Here is a 16,716-nt window from a genome sequence, read left to right as displayed (position 1 = left end):
ATTAGTCGAATGATCACCCAGTCGGGCATCCGCCTCGCCACCGACCGTGATATCGACGTCCTCGTCGACATTCACCGACAGGCACGCGACACCTACTACCGTGGCGCGATACCCGACGAGACCCTCGATGACCCGAACTGGCCCGCCGAGGCCCGCCACGCCTACACCAAGACCATCAGCTCTCCCGAACGCACCCTGCTCTGCGCCGAACACAACGAGGAGGTAGTCGCCTTCGCCTCCCTCGGCCCACCATTCGAACCCGTCATCGACGCCGACCCAGCCACCGTGGCCCAACTCATCGGTCTCTACGTCAGGCCCCATCACTGGCGGCAAGGCATCGGCACCCAGTTGCTCACCCAAAGCGTCCAGCTCTGGCAAGCAAACGACATTCACACCGCCCGCCTCGAAGTCTGGGACGGCAACCACCGAGCCCGAACCTTCTACGCCAGCCACGGATGGCAGCCAGACGGCCACCGTCGGCCCGGCCCCGCCAATACCCACTTCCTCCGGCTTCTCCTGACCATCCCGCGCGACTAGCCGACGTCCAAACTGCGCCGCCCCAGCTGGTGTCACCGTCGACCAGCAACGCGACCAGTACAAGGTTCGAGAACCCAACGCAATCGCTACACTCATCACACACCACCTGCACTCGGGTTCGCCGCAGAACCTGCTTCAGTAATCCCGAACCCGAGAGCTCTGCTCCGGTAGCGGTCGAGTGGTGACGTGAACGACGCGGTGACCCGTTGGCCGTCCGGCATCGTCAGGGCCGGCAGCCTGATGTCGGAGTAGGAGACGGTGCAGGCGACCTCGACGGTCACCGCGGCGTTCTGCCCGACAGCGCTCGCGAAGACGCGGTCGAACGTGGCGGCGCGGCCGTCGACCGAGCCGCGGAAGGTCACCTGCGGGGTACCGGAGCAGGACACCCCCCGCCAGTCGAGCTGACGGCGAGCCGCCTCCTCGGCCTCCTGCCGGGCGGTGGCGGTGTCCCGGGAGATCGACGCCGCCCGCGCCGCGTCGTGCGCGGCGACCTCCAACGCGGCGCTGGCCACCGCCGTACGCCCGGCGACCCCACCGAGCACCATCATCGCCACGAAGGCCGGAGCCAACACCGCGACCTCGATCGAGACGGAACCTCGGCTCATCGCTCGGTCCACCGTTCCACCGTCCCGTGCGCCGTCTGCTCGACGGAGAAGCTGACACCCGGCACCACCGACAGGGCCTTGCCGCTCACCGTGCAGGTCACATCGGTGGCGGTGGTGGCACAGCTCGGCCCCGGGGTGTCCCAGTCGACCAACCAGTCCCCGGCGGCTGCGAGGAACTCGGCCGCCCGGTCCGCTCCGGCTCCCGCCGGGGCCTCGTACAGCCGTTCCGCGTTGACCCCGCTCTGCGCCGCGTTGAGCGCCGTCGACCGGGCGACGAACACCACCGCGACCTGGATCGAGGCGAACACCATGACCAGGACCGCCGGCAACGCCACCGCCAACTCGACCGGATTGCCGCCCCGCTCACCGTCGCCGGGCAGCGGGCGGTGCCGGGTGGCGGCGACCACCCGGCACCTACCGGCGAAGAAGCGACGGACCACGGTCAGTCAGCCACCGGGTCCTGGTGGGTCGGGATGTTGTCCATCCAGTCGTTGGCCGCGCCGAGGGCGGCCGCGGTCACCGCCATCGCCACGGCCACCAGGCCGAAAATGATGACGGCGGTCGGCACCGGACTGTCGCCACGGTCGCCACGCAGCTCGGCCAGCCGCGCCCGTAGCGCGACGTGCAGGTGGGTGAGTACGGACATCGGGGCTCCTTAAATTGGCGGCGGCCTAGAGGCGGGCCAGAAACGGGTAGATGGCGAAACCGAGCAGAACGAAGACGAGCAACGCTCCGGGGATGTCGAGGCGGCTGGTCACCCCCTCGGCGCGGGCCAGGTTGTCGGTGCGGATCTGGTCGCGTAACGAGTCGGCCCGGCTGCGCAGCGTCTCGTGCACCTGCGCGCCCTCACTGCCCGACGAGCGCATGATGGCGCCGACGTCGCCCAGCTCCGGGATGCCGATCCGGTCGGCGAGGTCACGTAGCTCGTCCCAGGGCGAGTGCATCTGCATCTGCGCCATCCGCAGCGCCTCGGAAATCCGGTCGAAGACCCAGCCCTCGCAGATCGCCGCAGCCCGCTCCAGCGACTGCACCGGGCCGTGGGCCGCCGACAACTGCAACGCGACCAGGTCCAGGTAGGTGCAGACCGCCTGCCGGAACTCGTCGCGCGCAGCGTCCGCCCTGGTCAGCACCGACCGGTGTGCCACGAACGCGCAGAGCAGGGCCAGACCGAGGCTGCCCAGCACCGGCACGACCAGCGGCAACGAGACGCCGACGGTGAAAAGGGTGACGCTGAGTAGCACCGGAGCGGAGAGCCCGACCAGGGCGGACAGCAACAACGACAGCGCGTACTGCTCGGGGGTGCGGTCCAGCAGGGCCAGTTGCCGGTGCGGGGGGCGCAGCCAACGGGACAACTCGGTGAGCCAGTCCAACCGCCGATCGGCGGGCCCCGTACGGGAGCTTCCCGGCGGCTGGTGCAGCCGGCGCAGCGCCGGGCCGAGTGCGGGGGTCGCCGGCACCAACTCGCGGATCACCAGGAACGTCCCGAACCCGACCGTGGCGCCGGCGACGACCGCGAGGGTGAGGTGCAGGTTCACGCCACCACCTCGCCCGGGTCGGGTGCCGGCAGGAAGCGTGCCGGCCGGGGTGGCTGGCTCATCGAACGCACCCAGGCGAGCAGCGCCACGAAGGCGGTACCGAGTGTCGCCATCACCACCTGCCCGAAGGGCGTGTCGTACGGCTGGACGTACTCCCGGTTGAGCAGCCCGTACGCGATGGTGGCCAGGGTCATCCCGGTGAGGAAGCGGACCGCGAAGCGGGGCTGGGTGCGCTTGGCCTCGATCTCCCGGCGGGTCGTCACCTCGGCGGCGGCGGCCGAGGCGATCGACCCGAGTACGTCACCGAGGCGCTCACCCCGGTCGCTCAGGTGCAGGATCAGCGCAGCCACCACCTGGTCGCAGACCGGGTCACCGATCTCGTCGGCGAAGGCCAGCAGAGCCGAGCGGGCCAGCCAACCGGCCTGGAGCCGGGCGGCGAGCAGGCGTACCTCCTCCTGGATCTCCTCCGGGGCGGTGGTGACCGTACCGATGATCGCCTGTTGGAGACCCTGACCGGTGGCGGAGACGTCCTTGAGCCGGCGGGTCCACTCACCTACCGCCTCGATCCGGGCGATGGCCCGCTGCTCGGCGCGGCCGACCGAGAACAGCCAAGGCGTGCCCGGCACCGCCACCGCGACCAGCAGTCCCACGACGGGCAGGCCGGTCAGCAGGAAGGCCAGCGCTCCGGCGACCACCGCGCCGACGAGCAGGGCCTGATGCGTGCGTTGTTCGCGGGCTGTGGTGCCGGAGCCGCGCCAGAACCGGGTCAGCCCGGGACCCGCTCCGGGGGCCCGACCGGGCGGGCGGCGGGTGCCGACGAGTGCGACGACCGCCAGGACCAGACCGGCGACGCAGGCCGCACCGGAGACCAGGGCGATCAGTTCGATGTTCGTCCGCATCGACTTACCGCCGCCCGAGTCGGGTCTGCCGGGGCCGGCGCCAGGCACCCTGACCGGCCTCGATCCAGCGGCTCAGCAACCGGGCGTCGTAGCCGACCCGCAGCAGCTGATCCCGGACACGCTCCGGCAGGTGCCGGGGGACCGCCCGGCCGTCGCGGCCGGGCCCGAACACCTGGGTGGTGGTGATCCGGCTACTTTCGCCGACGCCCAGTACCTCCTCGACGTGCGAGACGAAGCGGTGCTTCCGCCCGCCGATGCCGGTCTCGTCGTCCACGGTGACGTAGACGATCAGGTCGAGTGCGTTGCCGGCCATCCGGCGGGCCTGGTCGACGGTCATCTCCCGGCCATGGGAGAGCGCCAACTCGACGATCCGTTCGCCGACGCCGGCCGGGGTACGCGCGTGGATGGTGCACATCGACCCCCGGCTGGTGGTCATCGCCTGGAGCATCGGCACGATCTCCCGGGACCGCACCTCACCGACGATGATCCGCAGTACACCCATCCGCAGCGAGACCGGGATCAGGTCGGCGATGCTCACCTCGCCCGCCGGGCGGCCGTCCGGCCCGCGTTCACCGTGCCCCTCCCGGGCTTCGAAGCTCATCACCGCCCGGTGCCGATCGCCGCGACGGGCCGGGAGCAGCTCCCGACTCTCCTCCAGCAGCACGTACGGCTCGTCGGGCGGGATCTCGTTCATCATGGCCCGGATCACGGTGGTCTTACCGGCACCGGCCAACCCGGCCACCATGACGTTGAGTCCCGCCCGCATCGACGCCCGCAGGAAGTCACGCAGCAGCGGGTCGATCATTTCGTCCAGGTCGCCCCGGCCACCGGCCAGGTCGTCGAGGGTCACGTCGAGGGTGTTGTGCTTGCGGATCACCGCGTACGGGCGGTGGCTGACCAGGAACACCGCAGCCAGTCGGGAGCCGTCGGGCAGTTGCAGGTCCAGGGTGGGCTTCGAGGTGGACAGGGAGCGTTCCGTCGCGCCGGCCCGCCGGGCCGCCGCCTGAAGGATCTCCACCAGTTCGTCGTCGCTGTCGGCGATGGGATCGACCCAGTCGACTCCGCCGCCGTGCCGGGTGATGCGTACCTGGTCGCAACCGAGGATGTGCACCTCCTCGATCGTGTCGTCGACGAGCAGTGTCTGAAGTCGACCGAGGCCGGCGAGTTCTGCGGTGACCTGGTCGAGTAGCAGCCGCTCCGCACCGGCGGCCATCGGGGTGCCGGCGCGGCGCACCGCGTCGGCGTATTCGGCGACCAGCTCCACCGCGAGCCGGGCCCGCTCGGTGTCCTCTTCGGCGACGCTGAACTCCCGGCCGCGCTGCCATCTGGTGAGCCGTTCGCTGAGCTGCCGGCGCAGCTCGCGTACCACCTGGAAGTCGACCTTCGGCCGGGGTGGTGGGGACGGCGGTGCGGAGACCGGGACCGGCGCCTGCACCGGCTGGTGGTGCCGACCGTTGACCGGCGGCAGGGGCGGGGCGGTGGAGGTGGCACCCGGTGGCTGCCGGCGCGGGTCGGACGAGACCGGTTCAAACCGCATCCGGCACCCCCTGGGCGACCGGCCACGCCAGCCGCGCCCGCCGCCGTTCCAGCAGCGCGCCGATCGGCACCTCCAGCTCACGGGCCGCCCGCAGCAGCGGCCGGTTGGCCCGCACCGTCCCACCCAGGCTCAACACCTCGGCGGTACGCGCGTCGTGTGGCAGTCGGGTGATCACCGGCACCTGAAGGGCCTTACTGACTTGGCTCCTGCCGTGTCCGCCGCCGACCAGTAGTAGCCGGAGTGTGCCCGATGGCACCCGGTGTTCGGTGAAGTCCCGTTCGATGGTCTGGAGCATGGCTCGGGTGCCGGACAGGTCGGGCAGCTGAGCCCGGGACACCACGAGCACCACCGAGGCGGCGCGCAGCAACGGCCAGGGCGGACCGAGGACGTGTAGTCGTCCACAGTCGACGAGCACGTCGTACGGTGGGTCACCGCGTTCCAGGCCGGTGAAGAAGTCGGCGAAGCGTTGCCAGAGCGGGGTGACACTACCGGCCTGGACCGGGTCGACCACTCCCGGCAGCAGGAGGCGTTCCCGGCGGGGGGCGTCCAGGTCGACCAGCTGCGACCAGAACGCGGTTTCCAAGCTGCCGTCCCGCAGTTCACCGACGGCCAGCTCACCGATGCCGCGCGGGCCGTCGAGCGCACCGCCGAGGTAGCCGGCGAGGACGGAGCCTCCGGCCGGGTCGCACTCGGCGAGGATGAGCCGCCGGTGCCAGCTCAACGCGCAGGCCAGCGCGGTGGTGGTGACCCCCGGCGAACCCTTCGCCGACACCATCGCGATGATCGCCATACTCAGGCCGCCCTGGTCAGCACGACCGCGATCCGGTCCTGGGCGGCGAGCGCCACCACGGCCGGTACGTCCCGGACGCCGAGCGCCAGGTAGACGACGACCTCGTCCCGGCCGTCGGTCGATACAGCGTCGGTGACGGTGGCGGCGAACCGGGTGACACCCGACGACGAAACGTTCCCGTTGTCGTTGCTCGGGGTGCTGACCAGCAGCACCTCATCGCCGGGGCGTAGCTTCGGTGCCGGCACCTGGGCCGCGCGTAACCCCAACGCGAGCTGCTGCTGCCCGGGGCCGAGTAACGGATCGTCGGTGAGTTGGGCCATCGTCAGCAGGGACCCGGGGGCCAGTGAGACGGCGGCGCGCATGCCGACCACGTCGGTCAGTTTGGCGGCGGGTACCGGGTCGAGTCCCTGACCGCCGGCCACCTGTACCGACACCAGGTCGTCGGCGCTCACCACACTGCCCACTTCCACGGCCCGGGCGACCGCCAGGTAGCTTCCGGTCGCCCGGACGGAGGTCACCGCGAACGCCGAGCCCAGCCCGCCGAGGGCGATCAGCAGGACAGCGAGACCGAGCAGGCCGGGCCGGACCCGGCGTTGGCGGACCACCCGGGGAGGGGTGACCGGCGCATCCACCGGGGAGGCGCCGTTGCGGGTAGCCACGCTCATCGGGTCACACCTTTCGTCGGCGCCTGCGGGGCTCCCAGGACCGGTTGACTTTTCGTGCTCACCGGGCCACCACCTGCAGCTCGTTGATCTGAATGACGACCGGCCCGGTGGTGCGGGTGACCCCGTTGATGCTGCTGCTGTCGCCGCCGCTGCTGGTCCAGCTCACCGACCAGTGCGTGGTCGCCCGGACCGTGTAGGTGCCGGCTTCGGGATAACCGTTGTGGTAACCGCAGTCGGGGGATCGCCCACCGGCGTGCGGACCGTCGAGGCGGTACCGGGTGCCGGGGCCGAGGCAGGGGACGACGTCGCCGTTGCCCATGTCCCAGAGCACCCGGTCGACCTCGGCCTGGATGGTGACGGTCAGGCCCCGGTCGGAGGCGGAGGCGCGCAACGGACCGAACTGGTTGGGGCCCTGTTCGGCCCACATCCACACCGGCAGACCGACAAGCCCGGGGCCGACGTCCTTGCGCGGCGCGACGGATGCCCGCGGCGCGAGCAGGGTGATCGAGGCGAATGCCCGGCGGGCCAGTTCCTCCGGATCCGGCGGAGCGCCGAAACCCGGCGGGGGCGCGTCCAACTGCACGAGCTCTCCCTGGCCCAGAGCCCCGCCGTTGCAGCTTCTGGTGTACCACAGCTTGCCGTCGGCCGGTTCTGTGGGCGGCGACTCGGCCAGTTTGTAGTAGCAGCCGTTACTGCTGTCGAACCAGCCGAGCAGTTCGTCGTAGCAGGGGATGGTGCGTCCCTCCCACTGGCAGACGCCCGCACCGCCCCCGTTGTTTCCCCCGCTGCCGTTGTCACCGCCGTTTCCGCCGCCACCGGGGGTGCCGGGGTCGTCGTCCCACACGTTGCAGTTCGATTGGGCCGGCGGGCATTCGGCACCGGGGTCCGCGGCGGTCGCCGGAGTCGCTCCGGCATTGGCCAGCAGTACCGCCAGCGCACCGCCGAGCAGCGCCCGCCGGACGCTCCGCCTGGTTAGCACGGCTGGTCCTGGTGGGCTGCGCCGGTGCTGATCCGCCAGCGACCGTCCGGGTATTGGTTGGCGGTGGCGGTAGCCAGGTGACGGGAGCCGCGGGAACCCGGTACGACCTTGTCGTCGGCGAGGTAGACGAGCCGGTAGTCGCTTGCGTCGACGCAGTCCTGGATCTCGGCGGTGGGTGGGGTGGCGTCCAGGTCCATCGAGGTGACGGTCGGGCCTTCGGAGCGCAACGTGCCGGCGCTCACCGCGCCGTTCTGGCGGGCCTGACGCAGGCTGAACCGCACCCTGGTCAGCAGGGGGTCGGCGAGGAAGCGGGTCAACTGCGGTTCCTGCGGGTCACTGCGCCGGCTCGCCGTCCGGGAGGCCGCGAGATATCCGGAGTAGGCCGCCAGCGCTGCTTCCTCGGCAGCCGCCTGCTCGGCGGCCCGTTCGGTTCCGGCTGGTCTGTTCCGTTCAGGTGTTGCGGTGGTGGATGTCTGCTGGGTGCCGCCGCATGCGGTGCCCGTGCCGACCGTGGCCACCGCGACCAGGCCGGCCGTCAGGCGGCTCAGCTGCCGTGCTTGCACCTCGTGCCTCCTCGGTGCCGACCGGTGGGCGCCGTCGTCGTCGGCGTCTCCGGGGTGCGGCGGGCTGCACCGGACCGAATTTTCCGGCTCGGCAGCAAGCGCAGCCGCATTCGCTCTTGTGGATCTTCTGTAAATGCACTGGCCTGGCTGCTTGCATGGGTTGCATCGCATCCAAGGGGCGAGCATAGGCTGACATCGGCCGATGCGACAGAGGCAATTCGTGTGAATACTCTGAGTTACGAATGGTGGTGGCGATCGGTGGTTACCGGAAGGTTTCCGGCGTTGTTCACTCAGGCTTCCGGCCCGGCTCGGCCCGGTCGATGGAGCTGTCGACCCCGCAGCAATTCGGGCATCCGAGTGCCCGGTCAGGATGGGGTGAGAAATGGCAATCGGACTGTTCCGTCCCCGCCAACAGTGGTGCCATATGGTCGAGAATCGCGGATGGTGGGATTTTCGCCTGCCCGTTCCGGGCAGGTTGTTCGAGACCTGGGCAACCAGATGGCAACGCCCGCGAGGCTCGGCCACCACCATTCCCACCCGACTAATTCGCTACCCTCCGTCATGAGGTGGGTGGCGTGACCCGCCAACGGACCACACCGGTTCCGCCGGAGCCGGCGGTTGCGCAAGATGCCCCACCGTCCCACCCGACTGCCCGACCATGGCCGCGAGCCACGGCTCTGCTGGCGGTCACCCCCCTGCTCCGATACGCCGTCGCCCGGCACTGCGTACCCGCAGGAAGTCCCCTCCGTGCCCGTTGCGACGCATGCGGCGCAGCGATCGGCCCGCACCGCCCCTGGCCGGCGCTCGGTCCGACGGCCCGCTGCGGCGGCTGCGGCGCCCGGATCGGAGCCCCACCCGCCGCCGTCGAACTGGCCGTCCTGGCTGCGGTGGCCGCGCTGGTACTGACCCGCCCACCCGCAGTCGAACTGGTCACCGCAGCGTGGTGGCTGGCCTTCGCGATTCCGTTGCTCTTCATCGACAGCGCGGTGCACCGGCTACCGAACCGGCTGACCTGGCCGGCCGCCGCCGGCACCTGGCTGCTGCTCGGGCTGGGCGCGTCGACCGGTGCCGGCCCTGCACCCTGGCTACGCGCCGTCGCCGCCGGGATCGGGTTGGCGGTCTGCTTCGCCGCCACCACACTGGTGCTCGGTGCGCGGGGCTTCGGTATCGGCGACGCCAAGCTCGCGCTGAGCGCCGGTGCCCTGCTGGGCTGGTACGGCTGGAGTGCGCCGGTGCTCGGCCTGCTGCTCGCACTGACCCTGTCCGGGCTGGTCGCCCTGGGCCTGCTGGTCAGCCGCCGCGTACGCCTGTCGAGTCACCTGCCGTTCGGGCCGTACCTGGTACTCGGCACGATCGGCGCGTTGCTGCTGGTGTGGTGAACCGGCCACCGGGGAAATGTCGACAGCACAGGGACCGTCACACAGTCCTGGAGGCCCCGTGCACCCCACCCCTGACCAGCAACCCGACGAGCCGGACCCCGACGAGCAGTGGCGGATCCGACGGACCTGGGACGACCTGGATCGACTCGGCGAAACCGAATCGGTCTTCGCGTTGAGCAATGGATGGTTGGGCTGCCGCGGCACCCTCGACGAAGGCGACCCGGTCGACATGCCGGGCAGCTACCTCAACGGGCTGCACGAACGCCGGACGCTGACCTACCCCGAGAACGGGTACGCCTTCCCGCAGGTCAGTGACACGGTCATCAGCCCGCCGAACGCCACGCTGATACGGCTCTGGGTCGGCGACGAGCCGCTCGACCTGCGTACCGGCACGGTGCTCGCCCACGAGCAGGTGCTCGACCTGCGGGCCGGGGTGATCGAACGCCGCACCGACTGGATCTCGCCGGCCGGTGCCGCGGTGCGGGTCCGCAGCACCCGGCTGGTGTCGCTGACCCGCCGCCCGGTCGCCGCCGTCGACTGGACCGTGGAACCGCTGGACGGCCCGGTCGACGTGCGGATCTGCGCGGACCTGCTGGCCAACGAGCACGTTCCGGAACGGGCCGACGACCCCCGGGCCGCCTCGCTCATCCAGGCCCCGCTCATCGCCGAGCTGCACCGCGTCCACGACACCGATGCGGTACTGGTGCACCGTACCGAGCGCAGCGGACAACGGGTCGCCGTCGCGGTCGCACACCGATCGGCGGCACCGCAACACGTCAGCACCGACGCCGACGCCACCCCGGACCGGGTCCGGGTGACCCTGACCGGGCCGCTACGCCCCGGCGAACAGGTGCGACTGACCAAGTTCGCGGCATTCGAGTGGGCGCCTGCCGACGACTCGTCCCCTGAGGAACTGGCCGCACAGGTGGCGACCGAGGCGGACAGCGCGCGTGCGGCCGGCTTCGGTGAGCTGCGTACCGAGCAGCGGGCCGCCCTCGACCGCGCCTGGCGCACCGCCGATGTGCTGCTCGTCGGCGACGAGGAGTTGCAACTGGCGATCCGTTTCGCCATGTTCCACCTGATCCAGGCAGGGCGTGCGGACGGCGACCGGACCATTGCCGCGAAGGGGCTGACCGGCAACGGCTACGACGGGCACGTGCTCTGGGACACGGAGGGATACGTCCTGCCGGTACTCACCTACATCGCGCCGGACGTGGCACGTTCGGCGTTGCGTTGGCGACATGCCCACCTGCCGCAGGCGTACGACCGTGCGGCGGAGCTGCGGCTCACCGGTGCCACTTTCCCCTGGCGGACCATCAGCGGCCGGGAATGCTCCGGTTACTGGCCGGCCGGTACGGCCGGGCTGCACGTCAACGCCGACATCGCCGACGCGGTCCTGCGTTACGCCACGGCCACCGGCGACCAGCAGTTCCTCACCGGCCCCGGGTTGGACCTGCTGGTGGCCACCGCCCGGCTGTGGCACGGCTTCGGGCACTTCACCGACGACGGCAGCTTCCACATCGCCGGTGTCACCGGTCCGGACGAATACGCGGCACTGGTCGACGACAACCTGTTCACCAATCTGATGGCGCGGCGGAACCTGCGTGGCGCGGCGGACACCGTCGAGCGGCACCCGGAAGCGGCCGGCCGGCTGGGCGTCGACCCGGCGGAGGTGGCCGGGTGGCGGGCCGCCGCCGAAGCGATGATCATGCCGTACGACCGCGAGCGGGGGGTGCATCAGCAGTCCGCCGGGTTCACCGACCGGCCGGAGTGGGACTTCGCCGACACCGGTGACGACGACTATCCGCTGCTGCTGCACTTTCCCTACCTGGAGTTGTACCGGCACCAGGTGGTCAAGCAGGCCGACCTGGTGTTGGCGATGCTGCGCTGCCCGGGAGAGTTCACCGCCGAGCAGAAGGCGGCCAACTTCGCCTACTACGAGGCGCGGACGGTGCGGGACTCGTCGTTGTCCGCCGCCCCGCAGGGCGTGATCGCCGCTGAACTGGGCCATCTCGACCTGGCGTACGACCTGTTCGCCGAGTCGGTGCTCCAGGATCTGGAGGATCTCGGCGACAAGACCGGCGACGGGCTGCACCTGGCCTCGCTGGGCGGGGCCTGGCTGGCTCTGGTGCAGGGTTTCGGCGGCCTGCGCGACGATCGGGAACTGCTGTCGTTCGACCCACGGTTGCCGGATCGGATCGAGCGTCTCGCGTTCAGCCTGCTCTGGCACGGTCACCGCCTGCACGTGACACTGACCGCCGGCCAGGCGAGCTACGAGCTACCTGACGCCGATGCCGACGCCATGGTCGAGTTGTGGCACCACGGTGAGCGTCTGCGGGTCGCCGCCGGTGAGCCGACGATCCGACCCATGCCCGCGCTACCCGCTTCCGGCCCTGAGCCGCCCTCCCCACCTGGCCGGCGCCCCACCCGCCGCTGAGGTGCCTTGTCGACGTCTGCGGTGGAGAGGACGGGCCCCGCCTGACGGCCGGCATGCCGGCCGGATGGTCAGACGGTCGACGCGGCGGTGAGCGGCGCTTCCGTCGTCGCTCGTGCGGTCTCGGTGAGTGCCCGCTCTCGCACGCCGAAGACGATCAGGTAGCCGAGAGTCCAGAGTTCGCCCACGGTGGCGGGGACCACGAGCAGGTCACCGGCGATCCCGGCGTCGGGGGCGAGGTACCCGACGAATGTCATGAGCAGGTAGCCCACACCACCGGCGACGAGGAACCAGCCGAGCGTCCGGGGCAGCCAACCCGACCGCAGTACGCACCAGCCCATCGGCATCAGCCAGAGGCCGAAGAAGAGTCCCCCCACCGCCCACAGGTTCTCGCTGACGAGGTACAGCACCTGAACGGTTTCGGCTGTTCCACCGGCCTCGTCGGTGGCCACTGCGACTGCGGTGCCGAGCATGGCGGCGCTGCCGAGGATCGCGACGGCGTTGACGATGCCGAAGGCGGCGATGCTGCCGGCTGCGGTGCTGTCGACCGCCCGGAAAAGCCGGTAGAACCAGACGGCGGCCAGGGTCTGGGTGAGTACGACGAGCAGTTCGAGCGTCACCCCGAGGCGCGCCAACGATTCGTTGGTGATCAGGTTGGCGAGGGTCGCGTCGGCGTCACCAGCTTCGAAGATCATGGGTCGGACGGTGAGGAACCCGAGTGCGGCGGTGATGCCGAGCCCGAGGTAGAACAGCCCGGTCGTCCGGGCGGTACGCATCAGTGGGTGCATGCTGGCTCCTTCGGTGCGGGCGGCTCCGGTGTCGGAGCGAGCCTTACGTCGTAAGGCAACCATACGTTGTAAGGTCAAGGGAAGATGGGAGCCTCATGGGAGCAAAAAGACGCCGAGAGCCGCTGACCCGTGACCGGGCGCTCACCGCCGCGATCGCGCTCGTGGACACGGAGGGAATGGCCGCACTGACGATGCGCCGACTCGCCGCCGACCTCGACGTCGAGGCGATGTCGCTGTACCACCACCTACCCGGCAAGGAAGGGCTACTCGACGGCCTCGTCGATGCCGTCGTCGCCGAGATCGCCGCCGCCGCCGGGCAGGCCGACGCGAATGCGGCCGGCGGAGACTGGCGTACCCGACTGAGGCTGCGATTCCTCGCCGCGCGCACGGTCGTACTGCGACATCCGTGGGCACCCGCCCTGCTCAGCTCCCGACCAACCATTCCCGCCGGGGTGTACGGCTACTACGAGGGCATCCTCGCCGTCCTGATCGCCGGCGGCTTCTCGTACCGGATCGCCCACCGGGCGCTGCACGCGTTCGGCAGCTTGGCGCTCGGATTCGCCCAGGAGGTCTTTCAGCTCAGCGCCCGTGAGGGCGCCGATACCGAGGTCACGGAGGCGGAGCAGGCCGAACTGGCCGCACAGATGCCCCACCTGGCGGCGATGGTCGCCTCCGAACTGCACGACGCCACCGACCCCACCTTGGGCTGGTGCGACAGTCAGACCGAGTTCGAGTTCACCCTCGATCTGCTCTTCGCGGGTCTGGAAAAGACCCGCGAAGCAGCCGGCCCGGCGGTATCCCGCACCCCCGTTTGAGGACCTGGTGGAACGCGCCCCGCAGCGGCGGAACCCTGCCCGAGTCCGGGGTTGGCCAGCCCCGGCGCGCCCCGGGGCGTGACCATGTCCTCAAATTGCCAGCCGACCGCCGTTGCGGACATCATTCTTGATGGCGATGAGATTCGCCGCGACGTACGGAATGTTGTGCGTCCGATGCCACTCACTGGGGAAATAGGTGACCAGGCGGGAAACCTGAAAACGACACTTGATCTCCGGCACGAAACGCGCGTACTGCCGGTCAGTGAAGTACCAGAAGGAGTTTTCGTTGTAGAAAGCCACATGAGTGGGGTCCTGGAATGCGCCACGGCCGTCGCTGCTCGGTGTGGTCGACAGCAGCATGCCGCCAGGGGCCAGCACCCGGTACAACTCATTGAAGATGGCGACCTTGTCCGGTACGTGTTCGAGAAAATCGCTCGCCCGGATCACTCCGACACTGTCGTCAGGCAGGTCGAGTCCCTGACTGATGTCGCAGACCAGGTCAACCTCCGGCCCAGGGTGGACGTCCACACCCTGGTAGCCTTCAGGCTTGTTGTGGGCCGCGCCCAGGTCGAGTGCAAGAAGGCCCTGTCGCTTGGCCCATGCCAGGGAGTTGAACTGGATGTTGCGGTCGTAGATCTCCACCGTACGCTGCTGGATGCGGGCATTCACCTCCGGCACCCGCTGGGTGTTCCCCGGATGCATACGCTGAAGATAAAGACACTCCGGAATGTGGTGGAAATCGGTGAGCTGGTAGATCCGGCACATCAGGTCGGCGTCGTCGGCGACATCCAGCGAATCGTCGTACCCACCAGCTTTCTCGTATACGTCCCGCCGGAACGCACGCACGTGGTTCGGTGCGTACCAGATGTAGCTGACATTATGCGGAGTCGGCGGGAGGGCCGAACAGGCGAGCACCTCGCGCCCGTCGACAAGGGCGTCCCGATACCGCCAACCGTGGTCCGCTGCGAAGCGGCTGTCGTCCCGACCACCATCCTGCGAGATCTGCGCTGTGTCGCTGTAGACGAAACCGATCGCCGGGTCGTCGTCGAACGCCGCGACGACTTTCGCAAGGCAGTCACTAGCCAGCAGATCATCGTGATCGAGCTCTACCAGAATGTCGCCTGTGGCTTCCGCGCAGGCGCGTTTCTTGACCGCCCCCACCCCGGAAATCTCATCCTGCACCACGAAACGAATGCGCGAGTCAGGGGTTTCGGGCCGCCAGCGGTTGCCCTGGTTGAAGACGATGACCCACTCCCAGTCGGTGAAGGTCTGCGCCCTCAGGGTCTGATGGCATTCATCAAGGTACTTCGTTCGGTTACTGCCGGTGAATACGGTCACTCGTGGCGACCTGGTGTGGAAAGTCATCTGTCTGCTTCCGCTCAGCGGTTGCCGGTAGACCGGTAGGCATTCGGGACTTCTTTCGCCAGCGCCTCGTCGATCTCCAGAGCGCGATCGAATGCCTGCTGCGCTTCACGGTTGTTGTCGTCGCCGGCCGCGAGTAGTAGGCCCAGCCGAAGGTACGCGGTGGAAGCCTCGTCGTCGATCCCCACCACCTTCCGGTACAGCTCGATAGCAGCCTGTCGATCGGTGCTCTCAAGCGCGATAGCCTTGTTGAACAGCGCTGGCTTGTATTCCGGGTCCGACCTGAGCGCTCGATCGTAGCTCCTGATCGCTTCCTCGGTCTGACCGCGCGACTGAGCGATGTAGCCCAGGTTGAACCATGCCAGCTTGTTGTTCTCGTCCACCGCGACAATCTGCTCGAAAGTGGTCCTCGCCTGATCGAGTTTTCCTGCCTTGCCCTCCTCGACCCCCTGTTTGATCAAAGCCGCCGGGTCGCTCGTGGACCCGTTACTGGCGGCGCCGACACTGCTGGGTGGCTCCCTGTCGTCGCCGTTGTTGTCAGAGCTGCACGCCGAGACCCCGACGAGCAGCACGGCACCACAAGCCAGTGAACCGAAAATCTGTTGCATCTTCATACCGTGCCACTACTCCCTGTGTTTCGATGGTCGGCAATCCGGAACTCCGGTCGCCTCTCCTTGGTTTCGGTCAGGTCAAGCCACATCGGCGCAGACGACATAGACGGTGCCGCCAGTTCCCCCGAATTCGGCCTGCCACCCGGTCGGAACTCCGAGCGTGGTGATGGGGCGACTAACATCGGGGCTTCCCTGCGATTCGAAGCCACCTCCCGTGGCGGTGTCGCCCGCGTCGCACGACACCTCGATCAGGCCGGAGCCGCCCGCAACAGCCGACCGCACATAAAGGTCCGAGACACCCGCTCCCTGCGCTCCCTGCGGACCCTGCGCTCCTTGTGGGCCCGCATCGCCTTGGAAGCCCTGCGCTCCCTGTGCTCCCTGTGCGCCTTGGGCTCCGGTGTCGCCTTGGGCGCCTTGGGCTCCGGTGGCTCCTTGGAATCCTTGGAAGCCTTGTGGGCCGGTGGCTCCTTGGGCGCCTTGCGCGCCTTGGGCTCCGGTGTCGCCCTGTGCGCCTTGGGCTCCTTGGGCGCCTTGGGCTCCGGTGTCGCCTTGCGCGCCTTGGGCTCCTTGGGTGCCTTGGGCTCCGGTGGCTCCTTGGAATCCTTGGAAGCCTTGTGGGCCGGTGGCGCCTTGGGCTCCTTGGGCGCCTTGGGCTCCGGTGTCGCCTTGGGCGCCTTGGGCTCCTTGGGCGCCTTGGGCTCCTTGGGCTCCTTGGGCTCCCTGGGCTCCGGTGTCGCCTTGCGCGCCTTGGGCGCCTTGGGCTCCGGTGTCGCCCTGTGTGCCTTGGGCTCCGGTGGCTCCTTGGAATCCTTGGAAGCCTTGTGGGCCGGTGGCGCCTTGGGCTCCTTGGGCGCCTTGGGCTCCGGTGTCGCCTTGGGCGCCTTGGGCTCCTTGGGCTCCCTGGGCTCCGGTGTCGCCTTGCGCGCCTTGGGCTCCTTGGGCTCCGGTGGCTCCTTGGAATCCTTGGAAGCCTTGTGGGCCGGTGGCTCCTTGGGCGCCTTGGGCGCCTTGGGCTCCGGTGTCGCCTTGGGCTCCTTGGGCGCCTTGGGCTCCGGTGTCGCCTTGGGCGCCGGTGTCGCCTTGGGCGCCTTGGGCTCCTTGGGCGCCTTGGGCTCCGGTGTCGCCTTGGGCGCCTTGGGCGCCTTGGGCGCCTTGGGCTCCGGTGTCGCCTTGGGCGCCTTGGGCGCCTTGGGCGCCTTGGGCTCCGGTGTCGCCTT

17 protein-coding genes and 1 pseudogene are annotated in these 16,716 nt (G+C 69.6%); 4 read left to right on the top strand and 14 right to left on the bottom strand.

Going from position 1 to position 16,716, the window contains the following annotated elements; genetic code table 11:
* Window positions 1-9: 9 nt before the first annotated feature.
* Window positions 10-537, top strand: a complete 528-nt coding sequence (locus HCA58_RS05390) for a GNAT family N-acetyltransferase (protein ID WP_169596662.1) — start codon at window positions 10-12, stop codon at window positions 535-537.
* 95 nt (window positions 538-632) lie between these two features.
* Here HCA58_RS05390 and HCA58_RS05385 read toward each other — a convergent pair whose 3' ends face one another.
* The 10 genes from HCA58_RS05385 to HCA58_RS05340 are packed head-to-tail and all read right to left on the bottom strand — an operon-like array spanning window position 633 to window position 8,110.
* Entirely contained in the window at window positions 633-1,142 is a 510-nt protein-coding gene (locus HCA58_RS05385) for a pilus assembly protein (protein WP_169596661.1), read from the bottom strand.
* Window positions 1,139-1,549, bottom strand: coding sequence for a TadE family protein (locus HCA58_RS05380; RefSeq protein ID WP_346775879.1), 411 nt, complete (start codon window positions 1,547-1,549; stop codon window positions 1,139-1,141). Before HCA58_RS05380 ends, HCA58_RS05385 begins: the two co-directional genes overlap by 4 nt.
* A gap of 35 nt (window positions 1,550-1,584) precedes the next feature.
* Window positions 1,585-1,788, bottom strand: coding sequence for a hypothetical protein (locus HCA58_RS05375; RefSeq protein ID WP_169596660.1), 204 nt, complete (start codon window positions 1,786-1,788; stop codon window positions 1,585-1,587).
* A gap of 25 nt (window positions 1,789-1,813) precedes the next feature.
* Window positions 1,814-2,677, bottom strand: a complete 864-nt coding sequence (locus tag HCA58_RS05370; protein WP_169596659.1) for a type II secretion system F family protein — start codon at window positions 2,675-2,677, stop codon at window positions 1,814-1,816.
* Entirely contained in the window at window positions 2,674-3,576 is a 903-nt protein-coding gene (locus HCA58_RS05365; protein WP_169596658.1) for a type II secretion system F family protein, read from the bottom strand. The genes HCA58_RS05370 and HCA58_RS05365 overlap by 4 nt, the downstream gene beginning before the upstream one ends.
* Window positions 3,577-3,580: 4 nt before the next feature.
* Entirely contained in the window at window positions 3,581-5,113 is a 1,533-nt protein-coding gene (locus HCA58_RS05360) for an ATPase, T2SS/T4P/T4SS family (RefSeq protein ID WP_169596657.1), read from the bottom strand.
* Complete coding sequence (locus HCA58_RS05355) at window positions 5,103-5,903, bottom strand: ParA family protein (protein WP_169596656.1); 801 nt, start codon at window positions 5,901-5,903, stop codon at window positions 5,103-5,105. The genes HCA58_RS05360 and HCA58_RS05355 overlap by 11 nt, the downstream gene beginning before the upstream one ends.
* A 2-nt stretch (window positions 5,904-5,905) precedes the next feature.
* On the bottom strand, window positions 5,906-6,568 hold the full coding sequence (locus HCA58_RS05350; RefSeq protein ID WP_169596655.1) for an SAF domain-containing protein: 663 nt from the start codon (window positions 6,566-6,568) through the stop codon (window positions 5,906-5,908).
* A 58-nt stretch (window positions 6,569-6,626) separates the two neighbouring features.
* Complete coding sequence (locus HCA58_RS05345; RefSeq protein ID WP_169596654.1) at window positions 6,627-7,547, bottom strand: hypothetical protein; 921 nt, start codon at window positions 7,545-7,547, stop codon at window positions 6,627-6,629.
* Entirely contained in the window at window positions 7,541-8,110 is a 570-nt protein-coding gene (locus tag HCA58_RS05340; protein ID WP_169596653.1) for a hypothetical protein, read from the bottom strand. Before HCA58_RS05340 ends, HCA58_RS05345 begins: the two co-directional genes overlap by 7 nt.
* Window positions 8,111-8,787: 677 nt before the next feature.
* Here HCA58_RS05340 and HCA58_RS05335 point away from each other — a divergent pair.
* Both HCA58_RS05335 and HCA58_RS05330 read left to right on the top strand, forming a co-directional pair.
* Window positions 8,788-9,489, top strand: coding sequence for an A24 family peptidase (locus HCA58_RS05335; protein WP_205807776.1), 702 nt, complete (start codon window positions 8,788-8,790; stop codon window positions 9,487-9,489).
* Between the two features lie 58 nt (window positions 9,490-9,547).
* Window positions 9,548-11,926, top strand: a complete 2,379-nt coding sequence (locus HCA58_RS05330; RefSeq protein ID WP_346775878.1) for a glycosyl hydrolase family 65 protein — start codon at window positions 9,548-9,550, stop codon at window positions 11,924-11,926.
* A 68-nt stretch (window positions 11,927-11,994) separates the two neighbouring features.
* On the opposite strand, the gene HCA58_RS05325 is transcribed toward HCA58_RS05330, so the two are convergent.
* Entirely contained in the window at window positions 11,995-12,711 is a 717-nt protein-coding gene (locus HCA58_RS05325; RefSeq protein ID WP_169596650.1) for a DUF4386 domain-containing protein, read from the bottom strand.
* Between the two features lie 95 nt (window positions 12,712-12,806).
* Here HCA58_RS05325 and HCA58_RS05320 point away from each other — a divergent pair, with 95 nt between their 5' ends.
* Complete coding sequence (locus HCA58_RS05320; protein WP_169596649.1) at window positions 12,807-13,526, top strand: TetR/AcrR family transcriptional regulator; 720 nt, start codon at window positions 12,807-12,809, stop codon at window positions 13,524-13,526.
* Between the two features lie 90 nt (window positions 13,527-13,616).
* Here HCA58_RS05320 and HCA58_RS05315 read toward each other — a convergent pair whose 3' ends face one another.
* The 3 genes and pseudogenes from HCA58_RS05315 to HCA58_RS05305 form a co-directional block, all read right to left on the bottom strand.
* Window positions 13,617-14,864: a glycosyltransferase gene (locus HCA58_RS05315; RefSeq protein WP_346775877.1), complete on the bottom strand. Its 1,248-nt coding sequence runs from the start codon at window positions 14,862-14,864 to the stop codon at window positions 13,617-13,619.
* A gap of 41 nt (window positions 14,865-14,905) precedes the next feature.
* Window positions 14,906-15,496, bottom strand: a complete 591-nt coding sequence (locus HCA58_RS05310; protein ID WP_169596647.1) for a tetratricopeptide repeat protein — start codon at window positions 15,494-15,496, stop codon at window positions 14,906-14,908.
* Between the two features lie 251 nt (window positions 15,497-15,747).
* Window positions 15,748-16,716 (bottom strand): annotated as a pseudogene (locus tag HCA58_RS05305) (hypothetical protein); the annotation flags it as partial.

Origin of the sequence: Micromonospora sp. HNM0581 (assembly GCF_012726175.1) — a bacterium.
Classification (GTDB): domain Bacteria; phylum Actinomycetota; class Actinomycetes; order Mycobacteriales; family Micromonosporaceae; genus Micromonospora.
This window is presented reverse-complemented; position numbering and strand designations above follow the sequence as displayed.